24 protein-coding genes are annotated in these 17,713 nt (G+C 68.8%); 19 read left to right on the top strand and 5 right to left on the bottom strand.

What is annotated here, in order from left to right; translation table 11 throughout:
- The first annotated feature begins 78 nt into the window (after positions 1 to 78).
- Positions 79 to 312, top strand: coding sequence for a hypothetical protein (locus tag FKQ52_RS13635; RefSeq protein WP_141627685.1), 234 nt, complete (start codon positions 79 to 81; stop codon positions 310 to 312).
- On the opposite strand, the gene FKQ52_RS13630 is transcribed toward FKQ52_RS13635, so the two are convergent.
- Positions 299 to 733, bottom strand: a complete 435-nt coding sequence (locus FKQ52_RS13630) for a hypothetical protein (RefSeq protein ID WP_141627684.1) — start codon at positions 731 to 733, stop codon at positions 299 to 301. The genes FKQ52_RS13635 and FKQ52_RS13630 overlap by 14 nt on opposite strands.
- A gap of 114 nt (positions 734 to 847) precedes the next feature.
- Between FKQ52_RS13630 and FKQ52_RS13625 the strand changes: the two genes are divergently transcribed.
- Complete coding sequence (locus tag FKQ52_RS13625; protein ID WP_141627683.1) at positions 848 to 1,588, top strand: NYN domain-containing protein; 741 nt, start codon at positions 848 to 850, stop codon at positions 1,586 to 1,588.
- Between the two features lie 11 nt (positions 1,589 to 1,599).
- Here FKQ52_RS13625 and FKQ52_RS13620 read toward each other — a convergent pair whose 3' ends face one another.
- Positions 1,600 to 2,736, bottom strand: a complete 1,137-nt coding sequence (locus tag FKQ52_RS13620) for a zinc-dependent alcohol dehydrogenase family protein (protein ID WP_141627682.1) — start codon at positions 2,734 to 2,736, stop codon at positions 1,600 to 1,602.
- Between the two features lie 201 nt (positions 2,737 to 2,937).
- Between FKQ52_RS13620 and FKQ52_RS13615 the strand changes: the two genes are divergently transcribed.
- Entirely contained in the window at positions 2,938 to 3,375 is a 438-nt protein-coding gene (locus tag FKQ52_RS13615; RefSeq protein ID WP_141627681.1) for a thioesterase family protein, read from the top strand.
- A 13-nt stretch (positions 3,376 to 3,388) separates the two neighbouring features.
- On the opposite strand, the gene FKQ52_RS13610 is transcribed toward FKQ52_RS13615, so the two are convergent.
- A complete protein-coding gene (locus FKQ52_RS13610; protein ID WP_141627680.1) occupies positions 3,389 to 3,589 on the bottom strand; it encodes a hypothetical protein in 201 nt (66 codons plus the stop codon).
- 177 nt (positions 3,590 to 3,766) lie between these two features.
- Here FKQ52_RS13610 and FKQ52_RS13605 point away from each other — a divergent pair, with 177 nt between their 5' ends.
- Positions 3,767 to 4,540, top strand: a complete 774-nt coding sequence (locus FKQ52_RS13605; protein WP_141627679.1) for a YebC/PmpR family DNA-binding transcriptional regulator — start codon at positions 3,767 to 3,769, stop codon at positions 4,538 to 4,540.
- Between the two features lie 62 nt (positions 4,541 to 4,602).
- Positions 4,603 to 5,085, top strand: a complete 483-nt coding sequence (locus FKQ52_RS13600; RefSeq protein ID WP_141627678.1) for a hypothetical protein — start codon at positions 4,603 to 4,605, stop codon at positions 5,083 to 5,085.
- Between the two features lie 6 nt (positions 5,086 to 5,091).
- Here the strand turns inward: FKQ52_RS13600 and FKQ52_RS13595 are convergent, their stop codons facing one another.
- The gene (locus FKQ52_RS13595) at positions 5,092 to 5,301 is read right to left on the bottom strand and encodes a hypothetical protein (RefSeq protein WP_141627677.1); all 210 of its coding nucleotides are present in this window, start codon (positions 5,299 to 5,301) and stop codon (positions 5,092 to 5,094) included.
- Positions 5,302 to 5,390: 89 nt separating this feature from the next.
- A complete protein-coding gene (locus FKQ52_RS13590; protein ID WP_141627676.1) occupies positions 5,391 to 6,824 on the bottom strand; it encodes a M20/M25/M40 family metallo-hydrolase in 1,434 nt (477 codons plus the stop codon).
- 117 nt (positions 6,825 to 6,941) lie between these two features.
- Between FKQ52_RS13590 and FKQ52_RS13585 the strand changes: the two genes are divergently transcribed.
- The 14 genes from FKQ52_RS13585 (at position 6,942) to FKQ52_RS13520 (ending at position 17,677) form a co-directional block, all read left to right on the top strand.
- Positions 6,942 to 7,640, top strand: coding sequence for an MgtC/SapB family protein (locus tag FKQ52_RS13585; protein WP_141627675.1), 699 nt, complete (start codon positions 6,942 to 6,944; stop codon positions 7,638 to 7,640).
- A 71-nt stretch (positions 7,641 to 7,711) separates the two neighbouring features.
- On the top strand, positions 7,712 to 8,398 hold the full coding sequence (locus FKQ52_RS13580; protein WP_141627674.1) for an MgtC/SapB family protein: 687 nt from the start codon (positions 7,712 to 7,714) through the stop codon (positions 8,396 to 8,398).
- A gap of 72 nt (positions 8,399 to 8,470) precedes the next feature.
- On the top strand, positions 8,471 to 8,986 hold the full coding sequence (gene ruvC, locus FKQ52_RS13575; protein ID WP_141627673.1) for a crossover junction endodeoxyribonuclease RuvC: 516 nt from the start codon (positions 8,471 to 8,473) through the stop codon (positions 8,984 to 8,986).
- Positions 8,983 to 9,606, top strand: a complete 624-nt coding sequence (gene ruvA / locus FKQ52_RS13570) for a Holliday junction branch migration protein RuvA (RefSeq protein WP_141627672.1) — start codon at positions 8,983 to 8,985, stop codon at positions 9,604 to 9,606. Before ruvC ends, ruvA begins: the two co-directional genes overlap by 4 nt.
- A 136-nt stretch (positions 9,607 to 9,742) precedes the next feature.
- Positions 9,743 to 10,777: a Holliday junction branch migration DNA helicase RuvB gene (gene ruvB / locus FKQ52_RS13565; RefSeq protein ID WP_141627671.1), complete on the top strand. Its 1,035-nt coding sequence runs from the start codon at positions 9,743 to 9,745 to the stop codon at positions 10,775 to 10,777.
- A gap of 84 nt (positions 10,778 to 10,861) precedes the next feature.
- A complete protein-coding gene (locus FKQ52_RS13560; RefSeq protein ID WP_141627670.1) occupies positions 10,862 to 11,230 on the top strand; it encodes a hypothetical protein in 369 nt (122 codons plus the stop codon).
- Complete coding sequence (ybgC, locus tag FKQ52_RS13555; RefSeq protein ID WP_304580220.1) at positions 11,227 to 11,679, top strand: tol-pal system-associated acyl-CoA thioesterase; 453 nt, start codon at positions 11,227 to 11,229, stop codon at positions 11,677 to 11,679. Before FKQ52_RS13560 ends, ybgC begins: the two co-directional genes overlap by 4 nt.
- A 4-nt stretch (positions 11,680 to 11,683) precedes the next feature.
- Positions 11,684 to 12,127 carry a hypothetical protein gene (locus FKQ52_RS13550; RefSeq protein WP_141627669.1) on the top strand — a complete coding sequence of 148 codons (444 nt, stop codon included), beginning with the start codon at positions 11,684 to 11,686 and terminating at the stop codon, positions 12,125 to 12,127.
- Positions 12,128 to 12,282: 155 nt separating this feature from the next.
- Entirely contained in the window at positions 12,283 to 13,005 is a 723-nt protein-coding gene (tolQ, locus tag FKQ52_RS13545; RefSeq protein WP_141627668.1) for a protein TolQ, read from the top strand.
- Between the two features lie 3 nt (positions 13,006 to 13,008).
- A complete protein-coding gene (locus tag FKQ52_RS13540) occupies positions 13,009 to 13,467 on the top strand; it encodes an ExbD/TolR family protein (RefSeq protein ID WP_141627667.1) in 459 nt (152 codons plus the stop codon).
- Positions 13,468 to 13,471: 4 nt separating this feature from the next.
- The gene (locus FKQ52_RS13535) at positions 13,472 to 14,290 is read left to right on the top strand and encodes a TonB C-terminal domain-containing protein (protein ID WP_141627666.1); all 819 of its coding nucleotides are present in this window, start codon (positions 13,472 to 13,474) and stop codon (positions 14,288 to 14,290) included.
- 115 nt (positions 14,291 to 14,405) lie between these two features.
- Positions 14,406 to 15,764 carry a Tol-Pal system beta propeller repeat protein TolB gene (tolB, locus tag FKQ52_RS13530; protein ID WP_141627665.1) on the top strand — a complete coding sequence of 453 codons (1,359 nt, stop codon included), beginning with the start codon at positions 14,406 to 14,408 and terminating at the stop codon, positions 15,762 to 15,764.
- Positions 15,765 to 15,922: 158 nt separating this feature from the next.
- Positions 15,923 to 16,477: a peptidoglycan-associated lipoprotein Pal gene (gene pal, locus FKQ52_RS13525; RefSeq protein ID WP_141628380.1), complete on the top strand. Its 555-nt coding sequence runs from the start codon at positions 15,923 to 15,925 to the stop codon at positions 16,475 to 16,477.
- Between the two features lie 120 nt (positions 16,478 to 16,597).
- Complete coding sequence (locus tag FKQ52_RS13520) at positions 16,598 to 17,677, top strand: DUF3667 domain-containing protein (RefSeq protein ID WP_141627664.1); 1,080 nt, start codon at positions 16,598 to 16,600, stop codon at positions 17,675 to 17,677.
- Positions 17,678 to 17,713 lie beyond the last annotated feature (36 nt).

Genomic DNA, 17,713 nt, shown 5'->3' with positions numbered 1-17,713 from the left:
TGTGCGCGACGCTGCGTTTCCCACGCCCGACCCCGACACCCCACACCCCACGCCCGACACCCCAACCGGAGACATTCCATGCGAACCCGCCGCCCGTCCCGCCGCCGCCACACCGACGCCTTCCTGCGAGAACTCCAGCGTCAACGTCTTCTCCGGATCGCCGGACGGCGCGCCGAGCCCGTTTGCGAACGTGAGCAGTGGTTCCAGTGGAGCCTCGCCACCGGGCGGCGTCCCCGCCTCAGCGACTACATCCTGCCGCCCCTGCTGTTCCTCGCCGAACATGAGTTCGGCGCCGGTCCTACCGCTTCCTGAACCGCGTCGCCTCGGCCGCCATCTTCGATCCCCAGTCGTCGCCCGCTTCATCCGGGCCCGGCTCGGGCGCGAACGGCAGTTCGCCGGCGACGCCGCGCATGGCCAGCGCCAGCGGCAGGGCCCAGTGGCGGATCATGCGCAGGGGTTTGCGTTTGCTGTCGGTGACGTCCCAGCCTTCGGCCTCGAAGGCGTCGGTCAGGTCAAAACCGTCCAGCCGTTCGATGCTGTCCCAGTCGTCGGGCAGGGCGACGGCTTCAGCCTCCTCGGGCGTCAGGCCGAAGCAGGCCTTGGCCGCCTCGGCGATCTCCGGATAGTCGTCGCGATTGTCCGGGTCGGCGACGGACGGCTTCATCAGCGCCTTCATCTCGAGGGCGTCGAGGCCGGGCAGGTCGATCAGGCGGCGAAGGGGGGCTTGGGTCATCCCGGCCCTGTAGCGCAAAGCGGGCGCCGCCGCATCCGGTCCGCGCGAACAGCCGTTGACCCGACACGCCGTACAACGGACGCTCCCCTTCGACCCTCGCTTCGAAAGCCCGCCATGCCCTCCGCCGTCGCCAAGCCGCCCCGTCTCGCCGTCCTGATCGATGCGGAGAATGCGTCGTCCCGGATCGCCGAGGCGCTGTTCACCGAGATCGCCACCCTCGGCGAAGCTTCCTCGCGGCGCATCTACGGCGACTTCGCCAGCCAGCAACTGTCCGGATGGACGAAGGTGCTGGCCCGCTTCGCCATCCAGCCCCAGCAGAATTTCGCCAACACCAAGGGCAAGAACTCCGGCGACATCGCCCTGGTGATCGACGGCATGGACCTGCTGCATTCGGGCCGGTTCGACGGCTTCTGCCTCGTCTCCTCGGACGCGGACTTCACCCGGCTGGCGTCCCGGATTCGGGAGGAGGGCGTCGATGTCTATGGCTTCGGCGAGCAAAAGACGCCGGAAAGCTTCCGGCAGGCCTGCACCCGGTTCATCTACACCGAGAACCTGAACACCCCCGTCGCCGAGGAGGGCGCGCCCTCCGCCGCCGCGGGCAAGGCCCCGCCCGCCGGCCGCCGCAAGCCGTCCGAAGCCGCCCGCCTGATCGCCTCGGTCATCGCCGATATGGACGAGGACGGCGACGGCTGGGTGTCGGTGGGCGGCATCGGCAATCGTCTGCGCAACGCCTATCCGGACTTCGACCAGCGCTCCTATGGCCACGCCAAGCTGTCAGACCTGATCCGCGCCACGGGCCGCTTCGACGTGGAGACGGGGCAGGGCGGGGCCATGCGCGTGCGGGACAAGGCCTGAGACGGGGAGGCCTAGAACCGCACCACCGTGCGCACCGCCTCGCCCGCGTGCAGGGCGTCGAAGGCGGCGTTGATGTCCTCCAGCCGGACCACCCCGGTCAGCAGCCGGTCCACCGGCAGGCGGCCGTCGCGGAACAGCCTGATGTAGCGGGGAATGTCGCGCGACGGGATGGCCGTGCCGATATAGCTGCCCTTCAGGGTCCGCTCCTCGGCGACCAGATTGACCACATTGACCGCCAGCGCCGCCTCGGGGGGCGGCAGGCCGGCGGTGACCGTGGTTCCGCCCCGCCGGGTCATCTTCCACGCGGCCTCCAGCGCGCGCACCGATCCGGCCATCTCCAGCACGACCTCGGCCCCGCCGCCGGTCAGGGCGCGCACCTGCTCGACGGCGTCCGGGTCCGCCGCGTTGACGGTCAGGACGGGGCCGAGGGAGCGGGCCAGCGCCAGCTTGTCCTGCGACAGGTCCACGGCGATCACCGGGCTGGCGCCGCTGGCCAGCGCGCCCAGCACGGAGGCCAGACCGACGCCGCCCAGACCGACCACGGCCACCGACTGTCCGGCCCGGACCCGCGCCGTGTTCACCACCGCGCCCACCCCGGTCAGGACCGCGCAGCCGAACAGGGCCGCGTGCTCGAACGGCAGGTCCTTCGGAACCTTGACCAGCGACCGGCGCGAGACCACCGCCCGGTCCGCGAAGGCCGAGCAGCCGAGGTGGTGATGCAGGTCGCCTTCGGGGCCGTGCAGCCGGGTTCCGCCGCCCAGCAGTTCGCCCTTGCCGTTGGCCGCCGCGCCCGGCTCGCACAGGGCCGGACGGCTTCCGGCGCAGGGATCGCAATGGCCGCAACTGGGCATGAAGACCATCACGACATGGTCGCCGGGCTCCAGATCCTCGACGCCGGGGCCGACCGCCTCGACCACGCCCGCCGCCTCATGGCCCAGCGCCATCGGCATGGGCCGGGGCCGGTCGCCGTTGATGACGCTCAGGTCCGAGTGGCACAGGCCCGCCGCCTTCACGGCGACCAGCACCTCTCCGGCGGCCGGCGGGTCCAGGGTCACGGTTTCGATGGCCAGCGGTCGGCTGTCGGCATAGGGCCGCGCGGCCCCCATGGCGCGAAGGACGGCGGCGCGGGTCTGGATCGGGGTGCTCATAACAAAGACGCTAGGCGCTTGACGCGGCGTCCGCCAAGCCCAACGCTGTTCGTCCGAGGTGTCCGCAGAGACGCCCGGAGGAAATGACCAACGAATGCGCTCAAGCAGCGAGGGATCGCGTCCCGAGCGTTAGCGCGCAACAATGCGCTCAAGCAGCGAGGGACCGCGTCCCGAGCGTTAGCGCTCTTCACTGGAGGGATAATGACCGGCACCATCGAACGCACGAAACGCGGCGACTATCGCCGTTTCCAGCAGATCTCGACCCGCTGGATGGACAACGACGTCTACGGCCACGTGAACAACGTCGTCTACTACTCGTGGTTCGACACGGCGGTGAACCGGCTGCTGGTGGTCAACGGGGTGCTGGACATCCACAACGGCCAGACCATCGGCCTGGTGGCCGAGACCGGCTGCCGCTACTTCTCGCCCACCGCCTTCCCGGACGAGATCGAGGCGGGGGTGCGGGTGGCGCATGTCGGCACCAGCTCGGTCCGCTACGAGATCGCCCTGTTCCGAAACAACGAACAGGACGCCGCCGCCGTCGGCTATTTCGTCCACGTCTATGTCGACCGCGAAACCAAGCGGCCGGTCAGCGTCGACGAGAAGATGCGCGGGTTTCTGGAGAGCCTGAAAGCCTGAACCCGCGAGGGGCTCAGTCGTCCAGTCGGCCCATCAGCGCCAGCGCGCCCACGGCGGTCAGAACGCCCAGCGCGAAGGCGCCGATGACGGCGCCGGTGGCGACGGCGGTGGACACGGTGACCGGGCGGGTCTCGTACCATTCCACGATATCGGCCTCGTGCAGGTCTTCGTCGTGATAGCCCTCGGCGGCGTAGATGGCGTCTTCTGCGGTCATGTCAGGGCTCCGTCTGCTGCGTTCCAAATGCCTGTAAAGCTCTACCGGTTCCTGAATCGTGACACCGCGCCCGCCATCGGCTAGATCGCGGCTCCGACTTTCAGGATCGCGACCTCGCGCTCAAGCAGCGAGCGGCCGCGCCGCGAGTGATAGCGCCCAAAACCAAGAGACCTACCCATGGCCGGCCATTCCAAGTTCAAGAACATCATGCATCGCAAGGGGCGCGCCGACGCCCAACGCTCCAAGCTGTTCTCCAAGCTGTCGCGCGACATCACCGTCGCCGCCAAGTCGGGCATGCCCGACCCGGCCATGAACCCGCGCCTGCGTCTGGCGGTGAACAACGCCAAGGCCGAAAGCCTGCCCAAGGACGTCATCGCCCGCGCCATCAACAAGGCCTCGTCGGGCGACCTCGATACGATGGAAGAGGTCCGCTACGAAGGTCGTGGCCCCGGCGGCGTCGGCATCATCGTCGAGGCCCTGACCGACAACCGCAACCGCGCCGCCTCCAACATCGGCACCGCCTTCAAGAAGAACGGCGGCGCGCTGGGCGAAATGAACTCGGTCGCCTTCATGTGGGACAAGGTCGGCAAGATCGTCTACGCGGCCGAGGCGGGCACCGAAGACGCCGTCATGGAGGCCGCCATCGAGGCCGGCGCCCAGGACGTCGAGAGCGATCTCGTCAAGCCGGACATCTATGAGGACGCGCCGGGTCACACCATCTGGACCGCCTTCGAGGACCTTAACGACGTGGCCGAAGCCATGTCGAAGGTGCTGGGCGACCCGAAGTCCACCGCCATCGTCTGGAAGCCCCAGTCGGAGGTGCCGGTCACGGGCGAGGCTGTCGGCACCCTGTTCAAGCTCCTCGACGCGCTGGACGCCGAGGATGACGTCCAGAACGTCTATTCGAACGAGGACATCTCGGACGAGGACGCGGCGAAGTACGCCGGCTGATGGACCTGAACGGCGGTCGCCGCCCGACGCCTCTGGTCGAGACGCCGAAGCGGCCGCCGTGGATGCTGATCATCCTTCTGATCGCCGCCGGGGTGGTGATCGCGTGGGTGATCCCGAACCTTCGCATCCCCATGGGCGACGCCGCCGGGGACGTGGAATCGCCGCGGCCTGTCGCGCAAGCTGAGGTGGAGGTTGTCAAGCGTGAGGACCTGATCGAGGTCCGCCCGGCCAGTCCGGACGTCGTGCCTGATCAGGAAACCGCCACCGTTCGTTTGCCGGTCGAAGCGCCGCGCTGGGAGCGTTCGCCGATGCCCGAATATCCGCGCGAAGGCATCAGCGTGCCCGGTGGAAAGGCTCGGGTGATGATTGGCTGTGTTGTCCAGTCCAACCAGGGGCTCGGCGATTGTGTGATCCTGCGCGAGGACCCGCCGGGGTATGGCTTCGGGGTCGCCGCTCTTCGCGCCACCCGCCGCGCGCGTGTGACTGAGGATATCCAGCCGGGCGCTCGCGTCGCCTACACCAGCCGGTTCGTGATGCCGGAGTGACCGGCCTCACGGCAAGTACTGGGACTCAGCCTCCACCATCCATCCGGCGTCGTCGCTGATCGGGCGGCCGGGACGGCGCAGACGGATCATGCTGTGCAGGGTGTCGGTCAGCTCCATCAGCTGTTCGTCGGACAGTTCGACGGCGGCGCGGATCACCTCGGCCTTCAGGGCGGTGAAATTCTCCGGGCGAATGTGGCGATCAAGACTGGCGGACATGGCAGCGGGTCGCTCGGCGCAGGCCCCATGCCTGCCTCCCCACAACGGAAAATGCGCGCTCAGGTTTCAAACGGCGCCGGTTCCCGGCTTCATTGCGCCTGCCCGGCGTAGGCCTTCACCAGCGTGAACAGGAAGTCGCGACCTTCGTAGAGCGAGCGGACCCGGATGCGTTCATTCAGGCCATGGACACCACCACCATCGGGATCGGCGAACAGGCCGGTGACGCCATAGGTCGGCACGCCCGCGGCGTTGGTGAAACGACCGTCCGTGGCGCCGGGGCTCATCGACGGGATGACCGGGACGCCGGGCCACAACTCTGCGGCGGCCGCGCGGATCGGCTCGAGGATGTCTGGGCTCAGCGGCGGGGGCGGCGAGGTCGGGTCGATATTGCCCGCGATGCTCACCGCGATCCCCGGATCGGCCAGAACGCGCGCCAGCCGCGAGCGGATCGCCTGCGGATCCTGACCGGGCAGGATGCGGCAGTTCACGTTCGCCGTCGCGCGTTGGGGCAGGGCGTTGGGCGCGTGTCCGGCATCGACCATGGTGGCCACGCAGGTGGTGCGCAGCACCGCGTTCCACGCCGGGTCCGCCGCCGACAATCGTCGCGCCGCCGCTTCCCGCGCTCGCCCGGACGCCGAGCCGATGGCGCGCATGTCAGCGGCATGGGCGAGGTTGGTCGGGGCCAGCGCCGCGAAATAGGCCTTCACCGTCTCGTTCGGCTCGGTCGGGAAGGTGAAGGCTTCCAGCCGCGTCAGGGCGTTCGACAGGCGATAGATGGCGTTGTCCGGCACGGGACGGGAGGAGTGGCCGCCGGGATTGGTGATCTCCAGACGATAGTCCTGATAAATCTTCTCGCCCGCCTGAATCTCCAGCGCCACGCGGTTGCCTGCCGCGTCCAGCCGCCCGCGCGCGCCCTCATTCAGGGCGAACCCGGCCTCCAGCGCGTCGCGGTGGTTGGCCAGCAGCCAGGACACGCCGTTGAAGGTGTCCGACGTCTCCTCGCCGCAGGTCAGGGCGATCTTGATGTCCCGGCGCGGCGTGAAGCCCTCGGCCTTCAGCCGGATCAGCGTGTCCACCCAGATCGCCGCCTGCGCCTTGTCGTCCTGCGCGCCCCGGGCGTGGAAATATCCGTCTTCCTCGATGAGGGTGAAGGGATCGCGCGTCCAGTCCTCGCGCCGGGCCTCGACCACGTCGATGTGCGCCAGCAACAGGATCGGCGCGGCGGTCGGATCGTCGCCCCGCAGCACCGCCGCCAGATTGCCGTCCTTCGGCCGCTCGGACGGAACCAGAACCCGCACGTCGGCCGCCGGATAGCCCGCCGCCAGCAGTCGCGCCGCCATCCGTTCGGACGCCAGGGTGCAACTGCCCTCGGACAGGGTGGTGTTGGTCTCGATCAGCTCGCGATACAGGTCGCGGAAGGCGGCCTGATCCGGGCGCGCATTGTCGGTCTGCGCCGCGACGCTCCCCGCCAGCAGGGCGGTTGTCGCCAGCGCGGCCAGCATCTTGCCTGTGGTCCCGATCATTCGCCATCTCCCCTGTCGCACGACACGCTAGCGCGTGGCGCCGCCCCTGTCTCCGGCGTCGGTCGGGGGCGACGTAGACGCGCAGGAACCGCCACGCCCGGCTCCCGTTGCTCGCGGATGACCCTCAATGACCTGCCCGGCTTCACGCTTCCCCTGATCGCCGCCGTCATGGCGGGCGGCCTGATCGGCTTCGAGCGGGAGTGGCGCGGGCGGGCCGCGGGGTTCCGGACCCACATCCTCGTCTGCCTCGCTTCCGCCCTGCTGATGGAGCTGGCGGTGTCCCAGGCGGCGTGGCGCTTCGTGCCGGTTCAGGGCGCGGAGGTCATCGCCGATCCCGCCCGTCTGGCGCACGGCGTCCTGACCGGTATCGGCTTCCTGTGCGCCGGGGTGATCTTCCGCGCGGGGTTCTCGATCCATGGCCTGACGACCGCCGCCTCGCTCTGGATCACCGCCGCCATCGGCCTGCTTTTCGGCGCGGGACTGTTCCTGCTGGGGGTGGTCGGGACGACGCTGACCGTGCTCATCCTCGTCGCCCTGCGACTGGTCAGCCGTCGCCTGCCTCAGCAGGCGGTGGTGGACGCCGAGATCGTCTGGCTCCGGGACGCGGTCGGGGCCGAGGACCGGATCGAGGCCGCGCTGGCGGGCCTGCCGCGATCCGCCAAGGCCGACCGGTTCGAACTGATCGAAGACGGCCAGAAGCTGCGCCGCAGCTTCCGCTTCAGGATCGACGGCGAGCCCGCGCTCAAGGCGCTCGGCGCCCGCCTGCGTGGCATCGAGGGCGTGGTCGGCTACTCGCTCGATCCGCGCGACGACTGACCGCCGCTTGATCGCTCCGGCCAAGCGGGACTAGGTTTGGGATTCGTCAGTTTGCGGAGCGAATTTCATTGATGAATTGGGATCTGGTCTGGCCGGTGCTCGCGGCCATGACGGCCGGAGGACTGATCGGGGTCGAGCGCACCTATCACGGCCACCCCGCGGGCTTTCGCACCCATATTCTGGTCTGCCTGACCAGCTGCGTCTTGATGCTGGCGGCGATGCACCAGTCGACCTGGGCCTTCACCGCCCTGCCGGGGCAGACGGTGGTGATTGATCCCACCCGCATGTCGCACGGCCTGCTGACCGGCATCGGTTTCCTCTGCGCGGGCGTGATCTTCCGCGAGGGTTTTTCGGTTCATGGGCTGACCACGGCGGCGTCCCTGTGGGTGACCTCGGCCATCGGCGTTCTGTTCGGCGTCGGCATGTTGCCGCTGGCCCTGATCGCGGCGTGCGCCACCCTCGCGGTGCTGGCGGTCCTGCGTCTGGCGGATGCGAAGCTGCCCCATATCGGGGTGATGGACGTGACGCTGAAATGGCGTCGCAACGCCGCGCCGGGCGAGGCCCATGTCCGCAACCTGCTGAGGGACACCGGCATGAAGGCCGTCCGCCTCGGCCACGTCGTCTCGCAGGACGGCAAGCTGCACGAACATCATCTGAAGGTGAAGGGCTCCATGCCGCTCGACATCGACGGCCTCGTCGAACGCCTGTCCTCCGAGGACGGTCTGGCGGGCTTCTCGGTCATGCCGAGAGACGAGTAGGCCGCCCCCGAAAAGGCGGTTCTTCCCGTCCGGTCATTGTCCGTTAGGCATCTCTCGGGCAAAAGGGAACGGATGGCGAACGAAGCGACTCGGATCATCGGGCTGGACCCCGGCCTCAGACGCACCGGATGGGGCGTGATTTCAGCCGAGGGCTCGCGCCTGCGCTGGATCGCCCACGGCGTGGTCACCCCGCCCGAGAACGCCCCCTTCGCCGAGCGCCTGCTGCACCTGCTGGATGCCGTCACCGCCCTGTGCGGCGACTACGGCTGCGAGGAAGCGGCGGTCGAGGAAGTCTTCGTCAACGTGAACCCGTCCTCGACGTTGAAGCTGGGTCACGCCCGCGCCGCCGTCATGCTGGCCCCGGCCAAATGCGGCCTGCCGGTCGCGGAATACTCGCCCAACCTCATCAAGAAGGCGGTGGTCGGCGCCGGTCACGCCGACAAGGGCCAGATCGCCTTCATGGTCAAACGCCTGTTGCCGACCTCCGGCGACGCCAGGGCCGACGCCGCCGACGCGCTGGCCGTCGCCATCACCCACGCCCAGCTGCGCAAGCGGGCCCTGCTCGAGACCCTGCGAGGCGCGGCATGATCGGTCGTCTGCGCGGCGTTCTGGCCGAGGTCGAACAGGATCACTGCCTGCTGGACTGCATGGGCGTCGGCTATGTCGTGGCCTGTGGCGCGCGGACGCTGGGCCGTCTCCCGGCGCCCGGCGACGAGGCGACCCTGCACATCCATTCCCAGTGGAGCGAGGACGCCGGTCCGCGCCTCTACGGCTTCCTGACCCGCGACGAACGCCGGGCCTTCAGCACCATGCTGGCCATCCAGGGCGTGGGCCCCAAGGCGGCGCTGGGCGTGCTCGACGTCCTGCCGCCCGGCGAGCTGGCCTCCGCCGTCGCGCGTGAGGACAAGGCCGCGGTCGCCCGCGCCAACGGCGTCGGCCCCAAGCTGGCCCTGCGCATCGTCACCGAGCTGAAGGGCAAGTCGCTGGGCGAGGCGTCCTTCACCCCGAATGCTCCCGGCGTCCATGTCGAGGCCGCGGTCGCCGCCCCGGTCCCCAGTCTGACCGGCGAGGCCGTCTCGGCCCTGCTCGGCCTCGGCGTCGCCGAGATCAACGCCCGCCGCGCCGTCGATCAGGCGCTGATCCGTCTGGGCGAGGACGCCGACCTGTCGGCGGTGATCCGGGCGGCGCTTCAGGAGTTGGGACGGTGAAGGGCGGGCCAGTGAAAAGTGCTGGTGAGCAAGATCGTGAGCACGTCTGCGCGCGGGCGGGACGTCACCTGCTCACCCCTTGCTTACCAGCACTTTTCACTAACCGTCGCCCCGCCGCCCGCCACCGGAGCGGCCAATGACCGACGACCGCATCATCTCCCCCGAGGCCGCTCCCGGCGAAGCCTATGACCGCGCCCTGCGTCCCCAGACCCTGTCGGAGTTCGTCGGGCAGGAGCAGGCCAAGGGCAACCTTCAGGTCTTCATCAACGCCGCCCGCAACCGCGCCGAGGCGCTCGACCACGTTCTGCTGTTCGGCCCGCCGGGGCTGGGCAAGACGACCCTGGCCCAGATCGTCTCGCGTGAGCTGGGCGTCGGCTTCCGCGCCACCTCCGGCCCCATCCTCGCCAAGCCCGGCGATCTCGCGGCCATCCTGACCAATCTCGAACCGCGCGACGTGCTGTTCATCGACGAGATCCATCGCCTCAGCCCGCAGGTGGAGGAGATCCTCTATCCGGCGATGGAGGATCACGTCCTCGACCTGATCATCGGCGAGGGGCCGTCGGCGCGTTCGGTCCGCATTGATCTGGCGCCCTTCACCCTCGTCGGCGCCACGACCCGCGCGGGCCTGCTGGCCACGCCGCTGCGCGACCGCTTCGGCATTCCGCTGCGGCTTGAGTTCTACACCCCGCAGGAGCTGACCCGCGTCGTCATCGGCACGGCGCGCAAGATGGGCGCGGCCATCACCGAGGACGGCGCCTTCGAGGTCGCGTCGCGCTCGCGCGGCACGCCCCGCATCGCCGGCCGCCTGCTGCGCCGGGTGCGCGATTTCGCCGACGCCGAGGGCGCGCCGGCCATCAACAAGCTGGTCGCCGCCCGCGCGCTCGCCCGGCTCGAGATCGACGAGGTCGGTCTGGATTCCAACGACCGCCGCTTCCTCAAGGCCCTGATCGAGAACTACGGCGGCGGCCCCGTCGGCATGGACACTCTCGCCGCAGCCATCGCCGAGGCGCGCGACGCGGTCGAGGATGTGATCGAGCCCTATCTGCTCCAGCAGGGCTTCATCCAGCGCACCCCCCGCGGCCGCATGGCCTGCGCCCGCGCCTACAGCCACCTCGGCCTGTCCGAACCGCCCAAGGTTTCGCAGGCCGGGGACCTGTTCGGGGGCAAGTAGGGTTCACCCCCATCCAGGGTTCACCCCCATCGAGGGTTCACCTCTGCGCCGAACCCCGGCATGGTCGCGCCGAAGGAGGGCCGCATGGCGAAACGGAGAATGCGGGTTGATCGTCTGATCACGGTGCTGGGCGGGGCGGTGATCCTGCTCGGCGTCCTGTTGCTGTGGCTGGTCAGCCGCAACGTCTTCAGTCACACCGAACCCACGCCCGAGGAACGCGCCCAGACCCAGGTGCACGCCCTGGTCGGTCCGGCCGCCCGCGTCACCTACACCGAGACCGGCCGTCGCCGCGCCGTCTGCGGCTATCTGCGCAACGGCGATGACGTCGTGGCCTTCGTCTCGCGGCCCAACCGGCTGATGCTGGAGACCGATCCGCTGAAGACCGAGTTCGAGCAGAACCAGTCCGACCTCTGCCCGGGCTTCCTGAAACGCCGGGGAGACCTGCCGCGATGACCGACAGCCCCACCGCCGGCCGTTTCGAGGGCCGGGAGCATCGCCTGCCGGTGCGCGTCTATTACGAGGACACGGACTTCACCGGCTTGGTCTATCACGCCAACTACGTTCGCTACTTCGAGCGGGGCCGGTCGGACTGCCTGCGCCTGATGGGCGTCGGCCACGCCGAGCTTCTGGACCATGACGAACCGATGGCCTTCGTCGTCTCGAAGATGGAGTTGACCTTCCTCAAGCCCGCCCGCATCGACGATCAGCTGGTGGTCCGCACATGGTACGAGGCGGTGAAGGGACCGCGCCTGCTGATCCGTCAGGAAGTCGCGCGCGGCGAGGACGCCCTGTGCCGGGCCGACGTCGAGGTGGTCTGCATCCACATGGACGGCCGCCCGCGCCGCCCGACCAAGGCCCTGATTGAGAAGGTCGCCCCTTGGCTGGCCGCGAAGGAGGACTGACGACATGGCTTCGAGCACCCAACTCTCCGAACGTCAGGGATGGACAGCCCTGATCGTCATCTGCCTGCTGGTGGTGCTGGGCGTTGGCGGCGGCCTCGTCGGCTGTCCGCACTACAAGGTCTGGGAGCGCAAGATGGCCGGTCAGGCCGAGCTGCAATACCAGCAGGGCGCCCGTCAGGCCCTGATCGCCCAGGCCAAGGCCGAGGACGAGGCGGCCATCAGTCGTGCCGAGGCCGCCACCCGGCGTGTGCGCGGCTGGGCTGACGCCGCCAAACAGGGCTGCGCCGATCTCGGTCGTCCCGGCGACCGAACCTGCGAGGACATCCTTCTGCGCGACGCCGCGACCTATTCCATCGCCAAGGAAGGCCACGAGGGCGTGATCATCAGCGTCGGGGCTCCGGTGTCGGTGGCGGTGCAGCCCAACAGCCCGGCCCGTCGCCCGGAATAGCCTCACAGGCGAACATCGCCGCGATAGCGAACCTGTCATGTGCACAAGCGTGACCGTGTCGCTAAGAGGGGGCTAAACCGCCTGACGACACCTGACTCGCCACAGAACCGCCACGCCCGTCCGGTGCACAGGGACGGACACGGAAGGACGCCTGAATGACCATCGCCGCCGATCACTCGATGCTGAACCCGATCAAGATTTTCCTCGAGGCCGATATCGTCGTGCAGGGCGTCATGGTCGGACTGGTGATCGCGTCCGTCTGGTCGTGGACGGTGATCATCGGCAAGGCCATCAGCTTCGCCTCGCTCAACAGTCAGGCCAACGCCTTCGAGGACGCGGTCGGGTCCGGCCGTTCGCTGGAAGAGATCGCGGCGCAGGCCGGGCCGAACCCGGCCCATCCCCTGCCGCGCATGCTGGTCATCGCGCTCAGCGACTGGCGCGAGGCCCGCACGCGTGGTCAGACGTCCGACGCCCAGGCGGGCCTGCTGATCTCGCGCATCGACCGCGCGCTCGACAGCCTGATCGCCCGTGAAAGCCAGCGCGTCGAGAACGGTCTGGGCGTGCTGTCGGTGGTCGCCACCGCCTCGCCCTTCATCGGCCTGTTCGGTACGGTCTGGGGCATCATGAACGCCTTCGGAGCCATCGCCGGCGCGGGCAACACCAATCTGACGACCGTGGCTCCGGCGATCTCGGAAGCCCTGTTCGCCACCGCCATCGGCCTGTTCGCCGCCATCCCTGCCTATATGGCCTACAACAAATTCTCGATCGACGCGGGCAAGTTCACCGGCCGTCTGGAGAGCTTCGCCGACGACCTTCAGGCCGCCGTCGCCCGCCGTCTGGGCTCGACCCCGGCGGCCGATCCGCGCCGGGAGGCCTGAGCCATGGCCATGGGTGGAGCAGGCGGGGGCGGTCACAGCCGCGGTCGCCGCCGGGCGCGCAAGCGTCCCCTCAGTGAGATCAACGTTACCCCTCTGGTCGACGTCATGCTGGTGCTGCTGATCATCTTCATGATCTCGGCGCCCCTGCTGACGACCGGGGTGGAGCTGGAGCTGCCGAAGACCGAGGCCAGTTCGGTGGACACGACCAGCGAGCCGGTCACCATCTCCATCAAGCGGGACGGCGAGATCTTCGTCGGCGAAAGCCCCGTGAACTGGGACGAACTGGTCCTGCGCGTGACGCAGGAAGGCGGCGTCGGCTCGCGTGAGAAGCCGGTCTTCGTCCGCGCCGACGGTCGCGCGCCCTATCAGGCGGTCGCCCGCGTGATGGCGCGCCTGTCGTCGGAAGGCTTCACCAAGCTGAACCTCATCACCGACACCTCCGCGGCTCCGGGGGAGGGCTGACGGCGTGGATCGTTCCAGCGGCGTCGCCATCATCGGTTCTGTCGTCGTCCACGCGGGCATCGCGGGCCTGATCGCGCTCGCCCTGCTGACGGCGAAGCCGCCGGCCTCGCCGCCCAGCGACTCCTCCGTGCCGGTGCAGGTCGTGTCCGAGGTCGAAGTGCTGGGCGCCGCGCCGCTGAACCCGAGCGAGGACCTGATCACAGAGGACGTGGCCAGCGCGCCGGTCGAAACGACCGCCGAGCCCACGCCGCCGCCGCCCGAGCCGACGCCTCCGCCGCCGACGCCCCGCCCGACGCCCACGCCGCGCCCGACGCCGCCGCGTCCCCAGCCGCAGCCCACGCCCCAGCCTCCGCGTACTCAGCCTCCGCGCACCCAGCCCCAGCCGCCGCGCAATCAGCCCCAGCCGCGTCCGCAGGCTCCGCAGCCCACACCGGGCTTCAACCCCGACGCCAACGCCGGCCGACTGAACCCCAGCCCGAACAATAATCGCCGTCCCCCGGCGACGGGCGGCGGCGCGACCGGCAATGCGCCGCGCACGCTCGGTCAGGCTTCGCTTCAGTCGCTGATCGGCCAGATCTATGACAACTGGGACGTCCCGTGCGATCTGCCCGGCGGGCGTGATGCGATTATCCCCGTTCGGGTGACGCTGGATGAGCGCGGCCGCCTCGTCGGCCCCGCGCGCGCGACCCATTCGAACCGGGCCATCGCCGACGGCGTTGAACGGGCGATCCGCGCCACGGCGCCCTTCCAGATGCCCCCCGGCTATGAACAGCAGGAAATCACCTTCTCGTTCCGCACCGCCAACATGTGCGCGAACCGCTGACGGAAACCGACTGTTGAGGCCGTGGGCCTGAAAGTCGCCTCAATCACACCCAAGCTGGCTCCGGTGACAGGCCGGGGCCAGAGTGGTCCCAAACCAACCCGACCTGGAGGTCTCGATGCGTTTGAAAGTTCTGATGGTTTCGGCTGCCGCGCTTGCGGCTGTCCTGCCGGGGATGGCCATGGCCCAGACGCCCCAGCCGCAGCAGGAAGAGCTGATCGTGGATCAGGGCCGCATCCGCGCCTTCCAGATCGCCGTCGCCGACTTCAACGGCCAGTACGGATCGGACATGTCGGGCGTCATCCGCGCCGACCTGCGCCGCACCGGCTATTTCGAGCCGCTGGACCCGGCCTCCTTCGTCGAAACCGGTCTGACGCTGGCCAATGCGCCGAACTTCCCGCAGTGGACCTCCATCGGCGCGCAGGCCGTGCTGTACGGCTCGGTCACCCCGCGTCCGGACGGCCGCAACGACTTCGGCTTCCGCCTTTATGACCCCTATCGTCAGTGCCAGCTGGTCTCGTACCAGTTCACCGCCACGCCCGAGCAGTGGCGCCGGATCGGGCACAAGATCGCCGATCTGGTTTATCAGCGCATGACCGGCGAGACCGGCCTGTTCGACAGCCGCGTGGTCTTCGTCTCGGAAAGCGGCACCCAGCTGAACCGCGTCTCGCGCCTCGCGATCTCGGATCAGGACGGCTACAATCCGGAATATCTGACGCAGGGCGACGAGGTGATCATGTCGCCCCGCTTCTCGCTCAGCGATCCGAACGAGATCACCTACGTCGCGCTCGGCAAGGACTACAGCCGCATCTACCTGTTCAACCTCGCCACCCAGCGCCGTGAGAGCCTGGGCGAGTTCGACGGTCAGGTGCTGGCCCCGCGGTTCTCGAACGACGGCGCCAAGATGGCCTTCTCGATCATCCGCAACGGCAACACCGACGTCTATGTGATGGACCTGTCGACCCGTCAGGTTCGCCGCCTGACCAGCGATCCGGGCATCGACACCTCGCCGTCGTTCAGCCCGGATAACAGCCAGATCGTCTTCACCTCGGACCGTTCGGGCAGCGCGCGCCTCTACACCATGCGGGCCGACGGTTCGGGCCAGCGGCCGATCTCGCGCGGCGGCGGCCTCTACACCGCCCCGACCTGGAGCCCGCGCGGCGATCTGATCGCCTTCACCAAACAGGCCGGAGGCCGCTTCTCGACCGGGGTGATGAACACCGACGGCTCGGGCGAGCGCATCCTGTCGTCCAGCTATTTCGAGGAAGGCCCGTCCTGGGCGCCGAACGGCCGCTACATCATGTTCGCGCGCCAGACGCCGGGTGGCGATACCCGCCTCTGGACCGTCGATCTGTCGGGCCGCGTGGTCAATCAGGCCGGCTACGGCGGGCGCGGCACCGATCCGGCCTGGTCCCCCCTGCTCGACGCCCAGCCGGTGCGCATCGGCGCCAGCGGTCCGGACGCCTGTCCGGCCTGATCGATGTCAGAAGCCGACAGGCTCCGGATCACAAGCGGAGCCTTTGGCTTCAATCCCGCGTTATCGTGTCTGGTGAAAAGACTGGCGCGACAGTAACGACCTTGTACAGCAAAGCTAAATAGGGGCGCGGCCCCTGCGACCCGGAGATGACCCAGATGATGAAGACCTCGACCCTCGTCCGCCTGGCCGCCGTCGGTGTGGCCGTGACCGCCATCGCGGCCTGCACCCCCCGGCGTCCGGTTGAGACCGGCGCCGGCGAAGTGCCGCCGCCGTCGTCGACCAACCCCCAGTACCCGTCGAACCCCGGTCCGATCACCGGCGGCAACATCGGCGCCCCGGCTCCCGGTTCGGAGCAGGACTTCGTCGTCAACGTCGGCGACCGCGTCTACTTCGACCTCGACAGCTACACGGTTCGCGCCGAGGCCTATCCTCGCCTCGACGCCCAGGTCGCCTGGCTGCAGCGCTACCCGGGCGTGACCGTCCGCATCGAAGGCAACGCCGACGAACGCGGCACCCGCGAGTACAACCTGGCCCTGGGCGCCCGCCGCGCCGAGTCGGTCCGCAGCTATCTGATCGAGCGCGGCATCTCGGCCGCCCGCATCGACACCATCAGCTACGGCAAGGAGCGCCCGATCGCCGCCGGCTCGTCGGAAGAGTCCTGGGCGCGCAACCGCAACGCCCACACCGCCATCGTATCGGGCGCCACGCGCTGATCCGACGCTGAAAAGTGACAGGGAAGGGGCGTCGGGCCGACCGGCGCCCCTTTTCTTTTGACGGTCCGATGATCAAAGTTCGGGCCGATTCCGGTGGGGTGCCGGACAGGGGATAGTGGCATGGATATCGAGGCTGCGGGCGGCGCCGTCACCGGGGGGTTGATCGCCGGGGCGATCGAGAAGCCGACCGGCAAGGCGGGCGACGATCACACCGGAACCTGCGCCGATTGCGGGTCCGAAACCTCGGGCAATTTCTGCTCGACCTGCGGCCAGCCGACCCACGTCCACCGCACCTTGCTGCACCTCGGCGAGGAAGTCCTGCACGGCGTCATGCATTTCGACGCCCGCATCTGGCGCACCCTGCCGCTTCTGGCCTTCAATCCGGGCAAGCTGACGCGCGAGTGGATCCACGGCAAACGGACCCGTTACGTCTCGCCGCTGGCCATCTTCCTGTTCACGGTCTTCATCACCTTCTTCGCCCTCAGCTTCGTGCACATGCCCGAGGCCACCTTCCGCCCGGCGGACCCGTCTGTCGCGGCGGAGGGGGCCGAAGGGTTCGCGGAAGGTCGTCGCGAGATCGCCGCGGCCCGGGCCGAAGCGACCACGACGGCGGACAAGGTCGCTCTGGACGTCGCCGACAATGTGATGGCCAGTGTCGCCGATCAGGCCGCCACCCAGGGGCAGCCCCGCCCGGACGGCCTGACGCCCGGAAGCTGGCAGGCCAACGTCCACGACATCGCGGCCCGGATTTACGCCGATCCGAAGGCGGGCAAGAATGTCCGGAAGACCGCCAAGAAGCTGATGAACCCCGATCTGGCCGTCTATAAAATCCAGCAGACCTTCTACAAATTCGCCTTCCTGCTGGTGCCGCTGTCGATCCCCTTCATGGCCGTGCTGTTCCTGTGGCGCCGCAAGACGACCCTCTATGACCACGGCGTCTTCGTCCTGTACTCCCTGACCTTCGCGGTGATGGCGGGCCTGATCGCCATCGGCCTGGGCTTTATCCATCCGGCGCTCGGCGCCCTGGCCTGGTTCGCCTTCATCTTCGGCATGCCCGTTCACCAGTTCGCCCAGCTCAAGGGCGGTTACGAACTCGGCTGGTTCTCGACCATCTGGCGCTTCGTTCTGCTGCAGAATTTCTGCTTCATCGTCATCGGCCTGTTCATCACGGCCATCGTGTATCTGGCGGTGGGCGTCTGATCGCCTTGCGAGCGCCCCAAATCGGTGGAACCTAAC

Source organism: Brevundimonas sp. M20 (assembly GCF_006547065.1).
In the GTDB taxonomy this organism is placed as follows: Bacteria; Pseudomonadota; Alphaproteobacteria; order Caulobacterales; family Caulobacteraceae; genus Brevundimonas.
This window is presented reverse-complemented; position numbering and strand designations above follow the sequence as displayed.

Bases quoted from the DNA above. Each gene is read 5' to 3' on its own strand.
- FKQ52_RS13635 (WP_141627685.1), top strand. From the start codon at position 79: ATGCGAACCCGCCGCCCGTCCCGCCGCCGCCACACCGACGCCTTCCTG.
- FKQ52_RS13630 (WP_141627684.1), bottom strand. From the start codon at position 733: ATGACCCAAGCCCCCCTTCGCCGCCTGATCGACCTGCCCGGCCTCGAC.
- FKQ52_RS13625 (WP_141627683.1), top strand. From the start codon at position 848: ATGCCCTCCGCCGTCGCCAAGCCGCCCCGTCTCGCCGTCCTGATCGAT.
- FKQ52_RS13620 (WP_141627682.1), bottom strand. From the start codon at position 2,736: ATGAGCACCCCGATCCAGACCCGCGCCGCCGTCCTTCGCGCCATGGGG.
- FKQ52_RS13615 (WP_141627681.1), top strand. From the start codon at position 2,938: ATGACCGGCACCATCGAACGCACGAAACGCGGCGACTATCGCCGTTTC.
- FKQ52_RS13610 (WP_141627680.1), bottom strand. From the start codon at position 3,589: ATGACCGCAGAAGACGCCATCTACGCCGCCGAGGGCTATCACGACGAA.
- FKQ52_RS13605 (WP_141627679.1), top strand. From the start codon at position 3,767: ATGGCCGGCCATTCCAAGTTCAAGAACATCATGCATCGCAAGGGGCGC.
- FKQ52_RS13600 (WP_141627678.1), top strand. From the start codon at position 4,603: ATGCTGATCATCCTTCTGATCGCCGCCGGGGTGGTGATCGCGTGGGTG.
- FKQ52_RS13595 (WP_141627677.1), bottom strand. From the start codon at position 5,301: ATGTCCGCCAGTCTTGATCGCCACATTCGCCCGGAGAATTTCACCGCC.
- FKQ52_RS13590 (WP_141627676.1), bottom strand. From the start codon at position 6,824: ATGATCGGGACCACAGGCAAGATGCTGGCCGCGCTGGCGACAACCGCC.
- FKQ52_RS13585 (WP_141627675.1), top strand. From the start codon at position 6,942: ATGACCCTCAATGACCTGCCCGGCTTCACGCTTCCCCTGATCGCCGCC.
- FKQ52_RS13580 (WP_141627674.1), top strand. From the start codon at position 7,712: ATGAATTGGGATCTGGTCTGGCCGGTGCTCGCGGCCATGACGGCCGGA.
- ruvC (WP_141627673.1), top strand. From the start codon at position 8,471: ATGGCGAACGAAGCGACTCGGATCATCGGGCTGGACCCCGGCCTCAGA.
- ruvA (WP_141627672.1), top strand. From the start codon at position 8,983: ATGATCGGTCGTCTGCGCGGCGTTCTGGCCGAGGTCGAACAGGATCAC.
- ruvB (WP_141627671.1), top strand. From the start codon at position 9,743: ATGACCGACGACCGCATCATCTCCCCCGAGGCCGCTCCCGGCGAAGCC.
- FKQ52_RS13560 (WP_141627670.1), top strand. From the start codon at position 10,862: ATGGCGAAACGGAGAATGCGGGTTGATCGTCTGATCACGGTGCTGGGC.
- ybgC (WP_304580220.1), top strand. From the start codon at position 11,227: ATGACCGACAGCCCCACCGCCGGCCGTTTCGAGGGCCGGGAGCATCGC.
- FKQ52_RS13550 (WP_141627669.1), top strand. From the start codon at position 11,684: ATGGCTTCGAGCACCCAACTCTCCGAACGTCAGGGATGGACAGCCCTG.
- tolQ (WP_141627668.1), top strand. From the start codon at position 12,283: ATGACCATCGCCGCCGATCACTCGATGCTGAACCCGATCAAGATTTTC.
- FKQ52_RS13540 (WP_141627667.1), top strand. From the start codon at position 13,009: ATGGCCATGGGTGGAGCAGGCGGGGGCGGTCACAGCCGCGGTCGCCGC.
- tolB (WP_141627665.1), top strand. From the start codon at position 14,406: ATGCGTTTGAAAGTTCTGATGGTTTCGGCTGCCGCGCTTGCGGCTGTC.
- pal (WP_141628380.1), top strand. From the start codon at position 15,923: ATGAAGACCTCGACCCTCGTCCGCCTGGCCGCCGTCGGTGTGGCCGTG.
- FKQ52_RS13520 (WP_141627664.1), top strand. From the start codon at position 16,598: ATGGATATCGAGGCTGCGGGCGGCGCCGTCACCGGGGGGTTGATCGCC.